13 protein-coding genes are annotated in these 15,594 nt (G+C 60.7%); 11 read left to right on the top strand and 2 right to left on the bottom strand.

Annotated features, from left to right (window positions below):
• Window positions 1–57 precede the first annotated feature (57 nt).
• The 8 genes from nusA (at window position 58) to JZX88_RS03895 (ending at window position 10,661) form a co-directional block, all read left to right on the top strand.
• Window positions 58–1,674 (top strand): transcription termination factor NusA, encoded by a 1,617-nt coding sequence (gene nusA / locus JZX88_RS03860; RefSeq protein ID WP_110755876.1) that lies wholly within the window; start codon window positions 58–60, stop codon window positions 1,672–1,674.
• Entirely contained in the window at window positions 1,671–2,372 is a 702-nt protein-coding gene (locus JZX88_RS03865) for an RNA-binding protein (protein ID WP_065114495.1), read from the top strand. The genes nusA and JZX88_RS03865 overlap by 4 nt, the downstream gene beginning before the upstream one ends.
• Window positions 2,373–2,474: 102 nt before the next feature.
• The gene (gene infB / locus JZX88_RS03870) at window positions 2,475–5,207 is read left to right on the top strand and encodes a translation initiation factor IF-2 (RefSeq protein ID WP_206912588.1); all 2,733 of its coding nucleotides are present in this window, start codon (window positions 2,475–2,477) and stop codon (window positions 5,205–5,207) included.
• Window positions 5,208–5,282: 75 nt separating this feature from the next.
• A complete protein-coding gene (rbfA, locus tag JZX88_RS03875; protein ID WP_065114493.1) occupies window positions 5,283–5,699 on the top strand; it encodes a 30S ribosome-binding factor RbfA in 417 nt (138 codons plus the stop codon).
• 3 nt (window positions 5,700–5,702) lie between these two features.
• Complete coding sequence (gene truB / locus JZX88_RS03880) at window positions 5,703–6,650, top strand: tRNA pseudouridine(55) synthase TruB (RefSeq protein ID WP_065114492.1); 948 nt, start codon at window positions 5,703–5,705, stop codon at window positions 6,648–6,650.
• A gap of 163 nt (window positions 6,651–6,813) precedes the next feature.
• Window positions 6,814–7,083 carry a 30S ribosomal protein S15 gene (gene rpsO / locus JZX88_RS03885; protein ID WP_003492949.1) on the top strand — a complete coding sequence of 90 codons (270 nt, stop codon included), beginning with the start codon at window positions 6,814–6,816 and terminating at the stop codon, window positions 7,081–7,083.
• Between the two features lie 278 nt (window positions 7,084–7,361).
• Entirely contained in the window at window positions 7,362–9,509 is a 2,148-nt protein-coding gene (pnp, locus tag JZX88_RS03890; RefSeq protein WP_206912589.1) for a polyribonucleotide nucleotidyltransferase, read from the top strand.
• A 135-nt stretch (window positions 9,510–9,644) separates the two neighbouring features.
• Entirely contained in the window at window positions 9,645–10,661 is a 1,017-nt protein-coding gene (locus tag JZX88_RS03895; protein ID WP_206912590.1) for a class I SAM-dependent methyltransferase, read from the top strand.
• A 17-nt stretch (window positions 10,662–10,678) separates the two neighbouring features.
• Here the strand turns inward: JZX88_RS03895 and JZX88_RS03900 are convergent, their stop codons facing one another.
• Window positions 10,679–11,623, bottom strand: coding sequence for an AEC family transporter (locus JZX88_RS03900; protein WP_110755883.1), 945 nt, complete (start codon window positions 11,621–11,623; stop codon window positions 10,679–10,681).
• Between the two features lie 483 nt (window positions 11,624–12,106).
• Here JZX88_RS03900 and JZX88_RS03905 point away from each other — a divergent pair, with 483 nt between their 5' ends.
• Entirely contained in the window at window positions 12,107–13,099 is a 993-nt protein-coding gene (locus JZX88_RS03905) for an adenosine kinase (RefSeq protein ID WP_065114488.1), read from the top strand.
• Here JZX88_RS03905 and JZX88_RS03910 read toward each other — a convergent pair.
• Window positions 13,092–13,625: an SH3 domain-containing protein gene (locus tag JZX88_RS03910; protein ID WP_065116085.1), complete on the bottom strand. Its 534-nt coding sequence runs from the start codon at window positions 13,623–13,625 to the stop codon at window positions 13,092–13,094. The genes JZX88_RS03905 and JZX88_RS03910 overlap by 8 nt on opposite strands.
• Before the next feature lie 180 nt (window positions 13,626–13,805).
• Between JZX88_RS03910 and JZX88_RS03915 the strand changes: the two genes are divergently transcribed.
• Together JZX88_RS03915 and JZX88_RS03920 are read left to right on the top strand one after the other, a co-directional pair.
• The gene (locus JZX88_RS03915; RefSeq protein WP_065114487.1) at window positions 13,806–14,810 is read left to right on the top strand and encodes a D-glycerate dehydrogenase; all 1,005 of its coding nucleotides are present in this window, start codon (window positions 13,806–13,808) and stop codon (window positions 14,808–14,810) included.
• A gap of 77 nt (window positions 14,811–14,887) precedes the next feature.
• Window positions 14,888–15,547 (top strand): hypothetical protein, encoded by a 660-nt coding sequence (locus tag JZX88_RS03920; RefSeq protein WP_246753430.1) that lies wholly within the window; start codon window positions 14,888–14,890, stop codon window positions 15,545–15,547.
• Window positions 15,548–15,594 lie beyond the last annotated feature (47 nt).

Consider the following 15,594-nt stretch of genomic DNA (forward strand, 5'->3'; position numbering starts at 1 on the left):
GTAAAGCCCGGAAACAAGGGCGAACCCCGCAATCATGCGACTTACGGAGATAGAAAAATGGCAGTGAGTGCTAACCGGCTTGAGCTTCTGCAGATCGCCGATGCTGTGGCGCGCGAAAAGGTCATAGACCGCGAAATCGTGCTTGCCGCAATGGCCGACGCTATCCAGAAAGCCGCCCGCTCGCGCTATGGTTCGGAAACCAACATCCGCGCCGACATCAACTCCAAGACCGGCGAAATCCGCCTGCAGCGTCTTCTGGAAGTTGTCGAGGCCGCTGAGGACTATTCGACGCAGATCCCGCTTGAGCTGGCCCGCGACCGCAACCCGGACGCCAAGCTCGGCGATTTCATCGCCGATCCGCTACCGCCGATGGATTTCGGCCGTATCGCCGCCCAGTCGGCCAAGCAGGTCATCGTGCAGAAGGTGCGCGAAGCCGAGCGTGACCGTCAGTATGACGAATTCAAGGACCGTATCGGCGAAATCGTCAACGGCACCGTCAAGCGCGTCGAATACGGCAATGTCATCGTCGATCTCGGCCGTGGCGAAGGCATCATTCGTCGCGACGAGATGATCCCGCGGGAAAACATGCGCTACGGCGACCGCGTGCGCGCCTACGTCTACGACGTTCGCCGCGAACAGCGCGGCCCGCAGATTTTCCTGTCGCGCACCCATCCGCAGTTCATGGTGAAGCTCTTCACCATGGAAGTTCCTGAGATTTACGACGGCATCATCCAGATCAAGTCGGTTGCCCGTGATCCGGGTTCGCGCGCCAAGATCGCCGTTATCTCGAACGATAGCTCGATCGATCCGGTCGGCGCCTGCGTCGGTATGCGCGGTTCGCGCGTCCAGGCCGTTGTCGGCGAACTCCAGGGCGAGAAGATCGACATCATTCCGTGGAGCCAGGAACCGGCGTCCTTCATCGTCAACGCCCTGCAGCCGGCGGAAGTCGCCAAGGTCGTTCTGGATGAAGAGTCCGAGCGCATCGAAGTGGTCGTTCCCGACGAGCAGCTCTCGCTCGCCATCGGCCGTCGTGGCCAGAACGTGCGTCTGGCGTCGCAGCTCACCGGCTGGGATATCGACATCATGACCGAGCAGGAAGAATCCGAGCGTCGCCAGAAGGAATTCAACGAGCGCACGGCACTCTTCATGGATGCCCTCGACGTCGACGAAATGGTTGGCCAGGTTCTGGCCTCCGAAGGCTTCGCGCAGGTCGAAGAACTGGCCTATGTCGATCTCGGCGAAATTTCCTCGATCGACGGCTTCGACGAAGACACTGCCGACGAAATCCAGACTCGCGCCCGCGAATATCTGGAACGCCTGGAAGCCGAAATGGACGCCAAGCGCAAGGAACTCGGCGTTACCGACGAGCTGCGCCAGATCGACGGCCTGACCTCGCAGATGATGGTTGCGCTCGGTGAAGACGGCATCAAGACCATCGAGGACTTTGCCGGTTGCGCGGCGGACGACCTGGTCGGCTGGAGCGAGCGCAAGGACGGTGAGACCAAGAAGTTCGAAGGCATTTTCTCCAAGCTCGACGTTTCGCGCGTCGAGGCCGAGAACATGGTGGTGCAGGCCCGTCTTCTGGCAGGCTGGATCACCGCCGAAGAGCTTGCTTCCGCAGAGGAAGCCGATCTTGAGGCTACCGAGGAGGCGGATACCGCCGAACAGGAATGACATCGCAGGCGCATGAGCCGGACGAGTTGCCCGAAACGGATGATGACGGGCGGCTCAAAGGCGACGCCAATGGGCGTATGTGCATTGTGACACGGCAGAGCGGATCACCCGACGAGTTGATCCGTTTCGTCGCAGGCCCGGACGGCAGCGTCGTTCCGGATCTGAAACGCCAATTGCCGGGGCGCGGCTGCTGGGTGACACCCGAGCGCGCCCTGATCGAGAAGGCCATCGCGAAGAAGCTCTTCGCACGGGCTCTCAAACGCGACGTCAAGGCCGGGCCGGAGCTTCTTACTCTTCTCGATCGGCTGATGGCGCAGCAGCTTGCCGGAATGATGAACATGGCGCGCAAGGCGGGCCAGTTCATCAGCGGCGCGATGAAAGTCGATGCTGCGGTACGATCCGGGAACGCGATTGCCGTGTTCCACGCGACCGATGCTGCAGCCGACGGCGTGAGAAAACTGGACCAGGCCCGCAAGGCCTGGGCGCTCGGCAGCGATGCCGGCAATGAAATTCCGTCCTTCCGGCTCTTCAGCGGAGCCGAAATGGACGAGTTGATGGGCCAGAATGCTTTTATCCATGCTTGCGCGCTTGCGGGGCAGGCGGGTGAGGGTGTAGTGAAGCGCGCAACGATGCTTGAGCAGTACCGCCCTGGCGGTCGATCTCAGGCGGAACGCGACGCTGCCCGGACAGAACAATGACGCGGTTAACCGACATGAACGGTCGCCGCGTTCCGATGCAGCAATTGAACGACGAGACCTGATGGACGTCATCCGGTTCTCGTCCGAAGGAACGGGAACGGAATGACCGACAACAACGACGACAAGACACTCAACGCGCCGGCCAAGAAGACTCTCACCCTCAAACCGGGCGGGATGAATCAGGGCACCGTGCGGCAGGATATGGGTCGAGGTCGCACAAATGCGGTTGTCGTGGAAACACGCAAGCGCCGCCCCATGCGTCCTGAAGACGAGAAGCAGGTTCATTCGGTTGCAGCACCGGCTCCGAAGCCGGCCGCCCCTGCCCCCGCTGCACCGCGTCCGCAGGCTCCGCAGCAACGCATCCACCAGCCCAGCGGCCAGCAGCAGCGTCCGGGTTCCTCCCAGCCGCAGCAGCGTCCCGGCTCGTCCGCACCGCAGCAGCGCCAGCCCGAGCGCCCGCGTGGCAACGTCCTGCACGATCTGTCCGCCGGCGAGATGGAAGCCCGTCGCCGCGCACTCATGGAAGCACAGGCCCGCGACGTGATCGAAGCCAAGCAGCGTGCCGAAGATGAAGCACGCCGCAAGGTCGAGGAAGAACGCCGCATCGCCGCCGAAAAGGAAGAGGCTGCACGCCGTGCCGCCGAAGAAGCTGCAGCCGCCAAGGTAGCGGCAAGCCAGCCGGCCGCGGAAGCGAAATCCGAACCGACCGCTGAAAAGCCGGCTACCGTCGCTCAGCCGGCGCAGCGCGCCGAGGCTCGCCCTCAGGCAGCCGCCGCCCCTGCCCGCGCAACGCCCGAAACCGCCGCTCCGCGCGGACGTCGTGCCGATGGTGAGGACGAGGATGATCGCGGTGCACGCCGTGGCAATCTTCCGGTCCGTGGCAAGGTCGCCGCACCTGCACCGGCAAAGCCGGCTGCCCGCCTGAAGACGGAAGAAGAACGCCGTCGCGGCAAGCTGACCGTCACCTCATCCAATCTGGATGAAGACGGTACGCCGCGCGGCCGCTCCATGGCATCCATGCGTCGCCGGCAGGAGAAGTTCCGCCGCAGCCAGATGCAGGAAACCCGTGAAAAGGTCATGCGCGAAGTGATCCTGCCGGAAACCATCACCATTCAGGAACTGTCGCAGCGCATGTCCGAACGCGCCGTCGACGTCATCAAGTTCCTGATGAAGGAAGGCCAGATGATGAAGCCGGGCGACGTGATCGACGCCGATCTGGCTGAACTGATCGCGGTCGAATTCGGTCACACCGTCAAGCGCGTTTCCGAATCCGACGTGGAAGAAGGCATCTTCAACCAGACGGATGACGAAGGCGAAATGCTGCCGCGTCCGCCTGTTGTCACGATCATGGGCCACGTCGACCACGGCAAGACCTCGCTTCTCGACGCGATCCGTCAGGCCAACGTCGTTGCCGGCGAAGCCGGTGGCATCACCCAGCATATCGGCGCCTATCAGGTCGAAAAGAATGGTCAGAAGATCACCTTCATCGACACCCCCGGCCACGCCGCCTTCACGGCCATGCGTGCCCGTGGCGCGCAGGCGACGGATATTGCCGTTCTGGTGGTTGCCGCAGACGACAGCGTGATGCCGCAGACGATCGAGTCCATCAACCATGCCAAGGCGGCCGGTGTTCCGATCGTCGTTGCGATCAACAAGATCGACAAGCACGAGGCAAACCCGGAAAAGGTTCGCCAGCAGCTGCTTCAGCACGAAGTCTTCGTGGAATCGATGGGCGGTGAAGTTCTCGACGTCGAAGTTTCGGCCAAGAACAAGCTGAACCTCGACAAGCTGCTCGAAGCCATCCTGCTTCAGGCGGAAATCCTCGATCTCAAGGCCAATCCGAACCGCACGGCGGAAGGTACGGTCATCGAAGCCGAGCTCGACCGAGGCCGCGGCGCCGTCGCTACCGTTCTGGTGCAGAAGGGCACGCTGAAGCCTGGCCAGATCATCGTTGCCGGCGATCAGTGGGGCCGCGTTCGCGCACTCGTCAACGACAAGGGCGAACACGTCAAGGAAGCCGGTCCGGCCATGCCGGTCGAGATTCTCGGTCTTTCCGGCACGCCGTCTGCCGGTGACCGTTTCGCGGTTGTCGAAAACGAAAGCCGTGCTCGCGAGATTTCCGAGTACCGCCAGCGTCTGGCACGCGACAAGGCTGTCGCACGTCAGACGGGCCAGCGCGGTTCGCTGGAACAGATGATGAGCCAGTTGCAGACTTCGGGAATGAAGGAATTCCCGCTGGTCATCAAGGCAGACGTGCAGGGTTCGGTCGAAGCCATTATCGCTTCGCTCGACAAGCTCGGCACCGACGAAGTCCGCGCTCGTATCGTTCACTCGGGTGCTGGTGCCATCACGGAATCGGATATCTCGCTTGCCGAGGCATCCAACGCCGCGATCATCGGCTTCAACGTTCGCGCCAACGCACAGGCACGTACGGCTTCCGAACGCGCCGGTATCGAAATCCGCTACTACAACATCATCTACGATCTGGTGGATGACGTTAAGGCGGCGATGTCGGGTCTGCTTTCGCCGGAACGTCGCGAGACCTTCCTCGGCAATGCCGAAATTCTCGAGGTGTTCAACATCACCAAGGTCGGCAAGGTCGCGGGTTGCCGCGTCGTCGAGGGCAAGGTGGAACGTGGTGCAGGTGTCCGTCTGGTGCGCGACAACGTCGTCATCCACGAAGGCAAGCTCAAGACCCTCAAGCGCTTCAAGGACGAAGTCAACGAAGTGCCGGTTGGTCAGGAGTGCGGTATGGCATTCGAAAACTACGAAGACATCCGCGCCGGCGACACCATCGAGTGCTTCCGCGTCGAACACATCACGAGAACGCTCTAAGCGTTCTCGCCGCAAAACAGGATTTTTCTGTCGGGCGCCGGCTTACCGGCGCTCGCTCCGTTTGAGGCATAACCCATGGCAAAAGCAACATCATCGGCCCCTTCGCAACGCATGCTGCGCGTCGGCGAACAGGTGCGCGCCGCACTGACCCAGATTCTCCAGCGCGGCGAAATCCGCGACGATCTGATCGAAAGCACCGTCATTTCCATTTCGGAAGTGCGCATGTCGCCCGATCTCAAGATCGCCACCGCTTACGTGACGCCGCTTGGCGTTGCCGACCACACCGACATCATCACCGCGCTCAACCGCCATGCCAAATTCATGCGCGGTCGTCTCGGACCCCAGCTTCGGCAGATGAAATACATGCCGGAACTGCGCTTCCGCGACGATACGAGTTTCGACAATTACCAGAAGATCGACGCGCTTCTGCGCTCACCCGAAGTGCAGCGCGATCTTGGACCTTCGAACGAAAAAGACGACGAACAGAACTGAAGCATGTCCAAACCACGCAAACAGCAGAACCGCAAACCCAAAGGCCGCCCGATTTCCGGCTGGCTCATTCTCGACAAGCCGCTGGATTTCGGCTCGACCGAGGCCGTTTCCAAGATCAAGTGGCTGTTCAACGCCCAGAAGGCGGGCCATGCCGGCACGCTAGATCCGCTCGCTTCCGGCATGCTGCCGATCGCGCTCGGCGATGCCACCAAGACCGTGCCCTATGTCATGGACGGTCGCAAGATCTATGAATTCACTGTCACCTGGGGCGAACAGCGCACGACAGACGATCTTGAGGGTGAGGTGGTCGAGTCTTCCGATCAGCGCCCGGACGAACAGGCGATCCGCGAGATTCTGCCCAATTATACCGGTGTGATCCTGCAGACGCCGCCGCAATTCTCCGCCATCAAGATCGCCGGCGAGCGCGCCTATGATCTGGCGCGTGACGGCGAGACGGTGGAAATTCCCGCCCGCGAAGTGGAAATCCATCGCCTGACGCTGCTGGCCTGCCCCGACGCCGATACCGCGCATTTCGAAGTGGAATGCGGCAAGGGCACCTATGTGCGGGCGCTGGCACGCGATATGGGCCGCGATCTCGGCTGTTTCGGCCATATTTCGGAACTGCGCCGCACCATGGTCGCGCCCTTCGGCGAAGACATGATGGTGCCGCTCGAAACCCTGACGGCACTGGAGGCTGTGGAGGACCGCGACGAACGGCTGGAGGCGCTGGACGCCTTCCTGATCGATACGGCCGAGGCGCTTTCCGCTCTTCCCCGCCTCATCATCAACGACGATCAGGCGCACAGGCTGAAGATGGGCAACCCCATCCTGCTGCGCGGGCGCGACGCACCGGCCAATCATCCCGAGGCCTATGCCACCGCGCATGGCAAGCTCGTCGCCATCGGCGAGATCGGCGAAGGCGAATTCCGGCCGAAGCGCGTTTTCGGCTAAATCAAGGCTCGGGAGGCGCTGTCAATCGCCTCTTTCAATTGCACCCGGAATAGTTTATAGGCAGCGCCAGCTTGGGCTTTGCCTATGCTGCTGAATGGCCAGAGCTGGACGACATCCCGGCTTTAGGCGTCCCATTTTTCCTTAAAACAGAAAGGATCGTCCGATGTCGATTACTGCAGAGCGCAAAGCCGCCCTCATCAAGGAATATGCCACGAAGGAAGGCGACACCGGTTCTCCGGAAGTTCAGGTCGCTATCCTGACCGAGCGGATCAACAACCTGACCGGTCACTTCAAGGACCACAAGAAGGACAACCACTCCCGTCGTGGCCTTCTGACGCTGGTTTCGAGCCGTCGTTCGCTTCTCGACTATCTGAAGAAGAAGGACGAAGCCCGTTACTCCAAGCTGATCGGTGCTCTCGGCATTCGCCGCTAATAACGTCTCCGGCGGGTTTCACAACGATGCCCGCCGGTTTTTATATCCGGCCTTTTCAGGCCACGTGAATTTCCGGGCGTTCGCCGCTGATGTGGCCCCCGGACGATAAGGGTGAACCGGATGGGCCGGTGCCTCCTTTTCAACCGCAGACCTGTCATGGGGCAGGATTGCCGGATGCTTGCCTGTCGAAAGCCTCCCGCTGTCTTGCCCGTGATTGAGTCACAGCGCTGCCACCGCCGGCACGATGCCGGAGCGGCAGCCACAACCAAGGACAAGATATGTTCAATCAACACTCCGTGGAAATCGAATGGGCAGGCCGCCCGCTGAAGCTCGAGACCGGCAAGGTTGCCCGTCAGGCTGATGGCGCCGTCATCGCAACCTACGGCGAGACGATGGTTCTCGCGACCGTGGTTTCCGCAAAGTCTCCGAAGCCGGGTCAGGACTTCTTCCCGCTCACCGTCAACTACCAGGAAAAGACCTACGCAGCCGGCAAGATCCCCGGCGGCTACTTCAAGCGCGAAGGCCGCCCGAGCGAAAACGAGACCCTCGTTTCGCGCCTGATCGACCGCCCGATCCGCCCGCTTTTCCCTGAAGGCTACAAGAACGACACGCAGGTTGTCGTGACCGTCATCCAGCACGATCTGGAAAACAACCCCGACATTCTGTCGATGGTCGCCACTTCGGCAGCGCTGACCCTTTCGGGCATTCCGTTCATGGGTCCGATCGGCGGCGCGCGCGTTGGTTACATCAACGGCGAATATGTTCTGAACCCGCATCTGGACGAGATGGACGAATCCACGCTCGATCTGGTTGTCGCCGGCACCTCCGACGCCGTTCTGATGGTTGAATCGGAAGCCAAGGAACTCAACGAAGACGTCATGCTCGGCGCCGTCATGTTCGGCCACAAGGGCTTCCAGCCGGTTATCGACGCGATCATCAAGCTCGCCGAAGTTGCCGCCAAGGAACCCCGCGAATTCGAACCGGAAGATTTCTCCGCGCTCGAAAGCGAGATGCTAGGCCTGGCCGAAGCCGAACTGCGCGACGCCTACAAGATCACCGAAAAGGCTGCCCGCTACGCTGCCGTCGACGCCGTGAAGGCGAAGGTGAAGGCACACTTCCTGCCGGAAGAAGGCGAAGCCAAATACACGCCGGAAGAAATCGGCGCCGTCTTCAAGCACCTTCAGGCAAAGATCGTTCGCTGGAACGTTCTCGACACCAAGAGCCGTATCGATGGCCGCGACCTGTCGACCGTTCGTCCGATCATCTCGGAAGTCGGCCTGCTGCCGCGCACCCATGGTTCGGCGCTGTTCACCCGCGGTGAAACCCAGGCGATCGTTGTTGCGACGCTCGGCACCGGCGAAGACGAACAGTATGTCGACAGCCTGACCGGCATGTACAAGGAACGCTTCCTGCTGCACTACAACTTCCCGCCCTACTCGGTCGGTGAAACAGGCCGCATGGGCTCCCCGGGTCGTCGCGAAATCGGTCACGGCAAGCTCGCATGGCGCGCTATCCGCCCGATGCTGCCGACTGCGGAACAGTTCCCCTACACGCTGCGCGTCGTTTCCGAAATCACCGAATCCAACGGCTCCTCGTCGATGGCAACGGTTTGCGGCACCTCGCTCGCACTGATGGACGCCGGCGTTCCGTTGGCCAAGCCGGTTGCCGGTATCGCCATGGGCCTCATCCTCGAAGGCGAGCGCTTTGCGGTTCTCTCCGACATTCTCGGTGACGAAGACCACCTCGGCGACATGGACTTCAAGGTTGCGGGTACGGCCGACGGCATCACCTCGCTGCAGATGGACATCAAGATCGCCGGTATCACCGAAGAGATCATGAAGATCGCTCTGGAACAGGCTCAGGGCGGCCGCAAGCACATTCTCGGCGAAATGGCCAATGCCATCACCGAGAGCCGCAGCCAGCTCGGCGAATTCGCACCGCGCATCGAAGTCATGAACATTCCGGTCGACAAGATCCGTGAAGTCATCGGTTCCGGCGGCAAGGTCATTCGCGAAATCGTCGAAAAGACCGGCGCGAAGATCAACATCGAAGACGACGGCACCGTCAAGATCGCTTCTTCTTCCGGCAAGGAAATCGAAGCGGCCCGCAAGTGGATCCACTCCATCGTTGCTGAACCAGAAGTCGGCCAGATCTACGAAGGCACGGTCGTGAAGACCGCCGACTTCGGCGCTTTCGTCAACTTCTTCGGCGCCCGTGACGGCCTCGTCCACATCTCGCAGCTCGCTTCCGAGCGTGTCGCCAAGACTTCCGACGTCGTCAAGGAAGGCGACAAGGTCTGGGTCAAGCTGATGGGCTTCGACGAGCGTGGCAAGGTTCGCCTGTCCATGAAGGTTGTCGACCAGGCAACCGGCAAGGAAGTCGTTGCCGACAAGAAGAAGGAAGACGGTGAAGCCGCTGCCGAATAAGGCCGCGCCACCAGACCCTATCGAGGCGCGGGTTTTGCCCGCGCCTTTTTTTCGTTTTTATTATCGTTTGTCTTTTCGGGAAAACCGGTTTCCACTTTTCCCTGACAAACTCCATCCTACCTCGAGGACGCTCCCATGAGCCGTGACGCCGTGAAAACCCTTTTCCATCCCTTTGCCTCTGACATGCTTGCCATGCCGAAAGAGGGCGAACGCGTTCTGTTTCTGGGAGCGGAAGCCGGTCCGCGGCTGGATGGTTTCGACGCGGAGATCGTCGCGGTTCAGCATCTTCGGCCGCTTTACCGGGCCCTTGAGGCTCAGGGCGCGAAGGTCACCCCGGATGTTTCGGGCGAAGATTACGATGCGGCGCTGCTGCTTTGCGGCAAACATCGTGGCGAGAACGAAAACCGTGTCGCCGAAGCGCTTTCGCGGGTGAAGGCCGGCGGCCTGATCGTCGCAGCCGGATCGAAGGAAGACGGTATTCTGACGCTGCGCAAGACACTGACGAAGCTCGGCATCGAGACGGAATCGACGCCGAAATATCACGGCGTCGCGCTCTGGTTCAAACGGCCGGACGATGTCTCGACCGCTGTCTCCAAGCTTGCCCAAAAGCCTGCGACGGTGGAAGGTCGCTTCACCGCCCTGCCCGGCATGTTCTCGCATGACCGCGTGGATGACGGCTCGGAGCTGCTCGCATCGCGCCTGCCGGCCGACTTCGACGGCAATGCCGCCGATTTTGGCGCAGGCTGGGGTTATCTCTCCATCATGCTGGCGGAAAAATCACCGCGCACTGCTCGCATCGACCTTTTCGAAGCGGACTGGAACGCGCTGGAATTCGCCAAGACCAATCTTCTCGAAAACAATCCGCGTCTGACGACGCGCTTCTTCTGGCAGGACCTGGCAAACGAGCCGCCGAAGGAAAAATACGACTTGATCATCATGAACCCGCCTTTCCATGCGGCGGGACAGGCGGCAGAACCTGCCCTCGGTCAGGCCTTCATAAAGGCTGCCGCCGGCGCGCTGCGCAGCGGTGGCAAGCTGCTGATGGTCGCCAATCGCGGCATGCCCTATGAGCCGGTGCTCGCGGCTGAATTCCGCACCAGCACTGAAGTGTGCCGCAACGCCCGCTTCAAGATTCTGAGCGCACAGAAATAATCAACTCGACAGAATAATCAGCTCAACAGCCATGCCCACAGCGACACGGAAAGAACGCCGGTCGCCGTGGAAATGCTGATGGTGGAGGCCGCAACGCTGTGGCCAATACCGAAGCGGTTGGCAATCAGCCAGGCATTCACCCCTGTCGGAACCGATGAGGTGAGTACAAGCGCCGCCGTCCATTCGCGGCTGAGGCCGAGAGCATGGCCCATGGCCCATACACAGGCGGGCAGCAGCAGCAGTTTGAAAACCGTCATGGTGACGGCAATGCCCATATTGCCGCGAATGGTATATTTCGTCAGCGCCATGCCAAGCGAGATAAGCGCCGCCGGCCCCGCCATGGAAGCGATTTGATCAACCACGGTTTTCAGGATCGGTGTCGGCGTTACACCGGAAACATTGGTTGAAAGCCCAATGAAAAGTCCGATCACCAGCGGATTGGTGACGAGATTGCGGCCCACCTGTTTAAACACCGCCGCCATACCCCGCTTTTCGCCGCCAACCGCCTTGTGCGTGGCATTTTCCATCAGGATCGTACCGGCGATCATCATGACCGGCAGATGGATGGCGAGCAGGATGGAGAGAGCCACTAGCCCCTCATCCCCCACGGAACGCCCGACCAGCGGCAGACCGATGAAGATATTGTTGGCAAAGGCCGAGGAAATACCGGCGATGACGGCGATGCGAACATCCTGCTTGAAGACATAACGGGTGACGATATGCCCGACCGTCCAGGTGACGGCCACGCCGGCGAAATAGGTGATCCAGAGCCGGAAAGGCGATGCGCCATGGAAATTCGCTTCCGCAAGTGTGCGGAAGATCAAGGTCGGCACCGCGATCTTGAACACGAAATCGCTGAGGATATCGCCGGCATCGGCCCTGAACAGGCCGGCCTTGACTGTCAGCCAGCCGATCAGGATGAGAATGAAAATCGGGGCGACATTCGCGGCAACGGCAGACATGGAGGGAAAGCTTTCGCGGCTTTTGCGGGGAGATACTCCGCTTTAGAGCCTTTTCCCCGGGAATGGAATCGCGAAAACGCCCCACCTGCCTGTTTTCGTCAAATAGGGGTACGCGCCATATGGTGGCTGTGGGGAACCGTCGTCGAACGCACGACCTGCAACACGCAAAGTCCCGCGCGTGAAGACATCCGCGCAAAAGAAAAAGCGGGGTCTCCCCCGCCTTTTATGTCCGTTATATGCCACCAGTACATCCGTGGCGGAGATAACGGTTGAGCCAGAAGACCATCATGTCTCCCATTCCGGTACGTACTCACATACCTTTTGCTCTGCGGAAAGGAATAACTTAACCACATTACAGGCAGATGACGCGTTTTCGCCGACCGGGGCGAACCGCATATTTTCCCTTTGGGCTTTTCTTGCCGCCAGAAATGTTTAAGACCTTTCGAAAAATACGCGCACGCCGTGCGAACCGGATAGGGCTCTATGACGAAATTCGACGTACTGACTGTCGGCAATGCCATCGTCGACATCATCTCTCGCTGCGATGACCGCTTCCTCAACGACAACGCCATCACCAAAGGTGCGATGAACCTCATCGACGCGGAACGCGCCGAGTTGCTTTATTCGCTGATGGGACCGGCTCTCGAAGCCTCCGGCGGCAGCGCGGGTAACACGGCGGCGGGTGTGGCGAATTTCGGCGGCAAGGCCGCCTATTTCGGCAAGGTTGCCGAAGACCAGCTCGGCGAAATCTTCCAGCACGACATCCGCGCGCAGGGTGTCTATTTCGAAACGAAGCCGGAGGGCACGTTCCCGCCGACTGCACGTTCGATGATCTTCGTGACCGAAGACGGCGAGCGTTCGATGAACACCTATCTCGGCGCCTGTGTCGATCTCGGGCCGGAGGACGTGGAGGAAGACGTCGTGGCACAGACCAAGGTCACCTATTTCGAGGGTTACCTTTGGGATCCGCCGCGCGCCAAGGACGCCATTCGCGAATGCGCCCGCATTGCACATGAAAACGGCCGCGAAGTCTCCATGACGCTTTCCGACAGCTTTTGCGTCGGCCGCTATCGCGAAGAGTTTCTGGACCTGATGCGCTCCGGCACGGTGGACATTGTTTTCGCCAACAAGCAGGAAGCGCTCTCGCTTTACGAAACCGACGACTTCGAACTGGCCCTGACTAAAATCGCCGCCGACTGCAAGATCGCGGCGGTGACGATGAGTGAGGAAGGCGCTGTCATCCTGCGCGGCACCGAACGTGTGAAGGTAGACGCCTACCCGGTGCATGACGTGGTCGATACGACAGGTGCAGGCGATCTTTTCGCCGCCGGTTTCCTGTTCGGTTATACGCAGGACCGGTCGCTTGAAGATTGCGGCAAGCTCGGCTGCCTTGCCGCCGCAGCCGTCATCCAGCAGGTAGGACCGCGCCCGATGTCATCGCTCAGGGCGCTGGGCGCGAAGCACGGCCTTATTTGAAGGCTTCGCCCGGATAGGCACCCCAGATCTCACCCTGGGATACCCAGCCCGAGGCCTGCCCGGCCTCGGCACGGCACCAGTCGCCATTGCATTCGCCGATCCTGAAGACGACGCCCGGTTCCAGCCGGGCGATGACGGCAGCCCCCGACTGTGCCTCGCGGCGCATGTTCACATAGATTTCCTTGCCCTTACCGCGCATCCACGGAGCGGCGACCGCCGTGCGCTCACCGGACAGCAGAGCCTGGTTGACCCAGCCTTCCGTGCCATCGGCATCACGGATACGCCGCCAGTTTTCATATTCCTGGATGATTTCGACCGGCATGCCCGATTTCAGATACATCCATGACACGGCATAATCCGTGCTGGGGCCAATGCGCATATTGACGCGCTTGGATTTCAGGCTGACAAAACGCGGCAGCGGCAGGCCGCTCGCGCCCTTGGCGGCACCCTGCGCCATGGCATCGGTTGCCGCACCAAGGAAGCCCAAAGACAATGCAATGCAAACAATAGAAACCACACTGCGCATGCCCATTTCCGTTTCCCGCCTTCTGCAAACCGGATGATATTCGAGGAGGCTCGTTTCCACATGCCTCAAGCTTCGGCGAGTTTTATTTGTCTTCGCCGGTGGGTCTGGTAGAAACGCCCTGATTGAAAGAAATTATCGCTCTTTCTGGTTAATGACTTCTGAACAAGGCAGCGGCAAACGATGACCCACAAGAAGAGACCGACAGTCTATATCACCCGCAAATTGCCTGACGTCGTCGAAACCAGAATGCGCGAACTCTTCGATGCCGAACTGAATATCGACGATACGCCGCGCAGCGAGGAAGAGCTTGTCGCCGCCATGCAGCGCGTGGACGTGCTGGTGCCGACCGTCACCGACCGCATCACCGCCGCGATGATCGAGCAGGCAGGGCCGCAGCTGAAGCTGATCGCCAGCTTCTCCAACGGTATCGACCATGTGGATGTCGATGCCGCGGCCAGACAAGGCATTACCGTTACCAATACGCCGAATGTGCTGACCGAGGACAGCGCCGACATCACCATGGCGCTGGTGCTCGCCGTGCCGCGTCGCATGATCGAAGGCACGCGTGTGCTTGCCAATGGCGCGGACGAATGGCTCGGCTGGTCGCCGACATGGATGCTGGGACGGCGCATTTCCGGCAAGCGCATCGGTATTGTCGGCATGGGGCGCATCGGGACGGCGGTCGCGCGGCGTGCCAAGGCCTTCGGCCTTTCCATTCATTATCACAACCGCAAACGCGTCAACCCGGCGACGGAAGCGGAGCTTGAGGCGACCTATTGGGACAGCCTCGACCAGATGCTGGCGCGAGTGGATATCGTTTCCGTCAATTGCCCCTCGACACCCGCGACCTATCACCTGATCTCGGCGCGACGGCTGGCGCTGATGCAGCCGACAAGCTACATCGTCAATACCGCACGCGGCGATATCATCGATGAGGCGGCAATGATCCAGTGCCTGCGCGAAGGCAAGATCGCCGGCGCCGGTCTCGATGTCTATGAGAATGAGCCTGCGGTGAACCCCAAGCTCATCAAGCTTGCCAAGGAAGGCAAGGTCGTGCTGCTTCCCCATATGGGTTCGGCGACGATCGAAGGGCGCATCGAAATGGGCGACAAGGTCATCATCAACATCCGCACGCTGTTTGATGGGCACCGTCCACCGAACCGGGTGCTGCCGGGGCGAAACTGAGCCGGCTCAGGCAAGTCTTGTCCGATCGCCAGATGGAGGGGAGTTCGATGGGAATTCAGGCGAAGTTCTTGCTACTCATGTCCGCCCTGCTCGTTCTGGTCAGCGGTCCGGCCCGGGCTGCTTCGGCCTCACCCGAGGAGACTGCGGAACTTTATTACCGCGCCTGGCTGAATTTTGATCGCACCAGCATGGTTCGCCTGAACAAGGAATGGGGATCTTCCGGCAACGGCCCGCGCTACACCGACATGGATCTCGTTGCCAACCCGGTCGCGTGGCAGCGTAAAAACAAGGGTATGCACGCGCCCAGCGGAACCACGAACGAACAGTCGGACCAGTTCGCGCGGCTCTGGGTGGCAAGCACGGAGCGGGTGCGCTGTAAGGCAGAACCCGCGCGTATCGGCTCACAATCGCCCACGGGTCTCTTCGTGGCGCGGATAAAGATGAATTGCTCCCTGCCGGATGTCGGGTCTGCCTTCCAACAACTGAAGGCTGCGGCAAAGGCGGATGAGCTTGGCGACAGAACCCGCATGCCTTCCGCGAAACTCATGAAACAGATGGTCGAGGCCACGAAGGCGGCTCCGCTCACCCGCAGGGTCACGACGGAAATCCAGCTTTTCAGCGGCCCGGATAAAAGCGTCTGGCGTGTCGGATCGGCCGACGTTCAGCCGCAGACGGGCCTTGAGCGGGTCTCTTCTGTCTTTCTTTCCCAGATGATGCAGTCCGGCATTTTGCGATAGCGGCGCCATGCAGTCACGGACGGGCTTTTCGACTGTCCCGAGCGGAT

The organism is Agrobacterium sp. OT33, from assembly GCF_017313365.1.
In the GTDB taxonomy this organism is placed as follows: domain Bacteria; phylum Pseudomonadota; class Alphaproteobacteria; order Rhizobiales; family Rhizobiaceae; genus Agrobacterium; species Agrobacterium rhizogenes_A.

Excerpts from the sequence above, each read along its gene's own strand:
- pnp (WP_206912589.1), top strand. The coding sequence starts at position 7,362 with ATGTTCAATCAACACTCCGTGGAAATCGAATGGGCAGGCCGCCCGCTG.
- infB (WP_206912588.1), top strand. The coding sequence starts at position 2,475 with ATGACCGACAACAACGACGACAAGACACTCAACGCGCCGGCCAAGAAG.
- rbfA (WP_065114493.1), top strand. The coding sequence starts at position 5,283 with ATGGCAAAAGCAACATCATCGGCCCCTTCGCAACGCATGCTGCGCGTC.
- nusA (WP_110755876.1), top strand. The coding sequence starts at position 58 with ATGGCAGTGAGTGCTAACCGGCTTGAGCTTCTGCAGATCGCCGATGCT.
- rpsO (WP_003492949.1), top strand. The coding sequence starts at position 6,814 with ATGTCGATTACTGCAGAGCGCAAAGCCGCCCTCATCAAGGAATATGCC.
- JZX88_RS03905 (WP_065114488.1), top strand. The coding sequence starts at position 12,107 with ATGACGAAATTCGACGTACTGACTGTCGGCAATGCCATCGTCGACATC.
- JZX88_RS03900 (WP_110755883.1), bottom strand. The coding sequence starts at position 11,623 with ATGTCTGCCGTTGCCGCGAATGTCGCCCCGATTTTCATTCTCATCCTG.
- JZX88_RS03915 (WP_065114487.1), top strand. The coding sequence starts at position 13,806 with ATGACCCACAAGAAGAGACCGACAGTCTATATCACCCGCAAATTGCCT.
- JZX88_RS03865 (WP_065114495.1), top strand. The coding sequence starts at position 1,671 with ATGACATCGCAGGCGCATGAGCCGGACGAGTTGCCCGAAACGGATGAT.
- truB (WP_065114492.1), top strand. The coding sequence starts at position 5,703 with ATGTCCAAACCACGCAAACAGCAGAACCGCAAACCCAAAGGCCGCCCG.
- JZX88_RS03920 (WP_246753430.1), top strand. The coding sequence starts at position 14,888 with ATGTCCGCCCTGCTCGTTCTGGTCAGCGGTCCGGCCCGGGCTGCTTCG.
- JZX88_RS03910 (WP_065116085.1), bottom strand. The coding sequence starts at position 13,625 with ATGCGCAGTGTGGTTTCTATTGTTTGCATTGCATTGTCTTTGGGCTTC.
- JZX88_RS03895 (WP_206912590.1), top strand. The coding sequence starts at position 9,645 with ATGAGCCGTGACGCCGTGAAAACCCTTTTCCATCCCTTTGCCTCTGAC.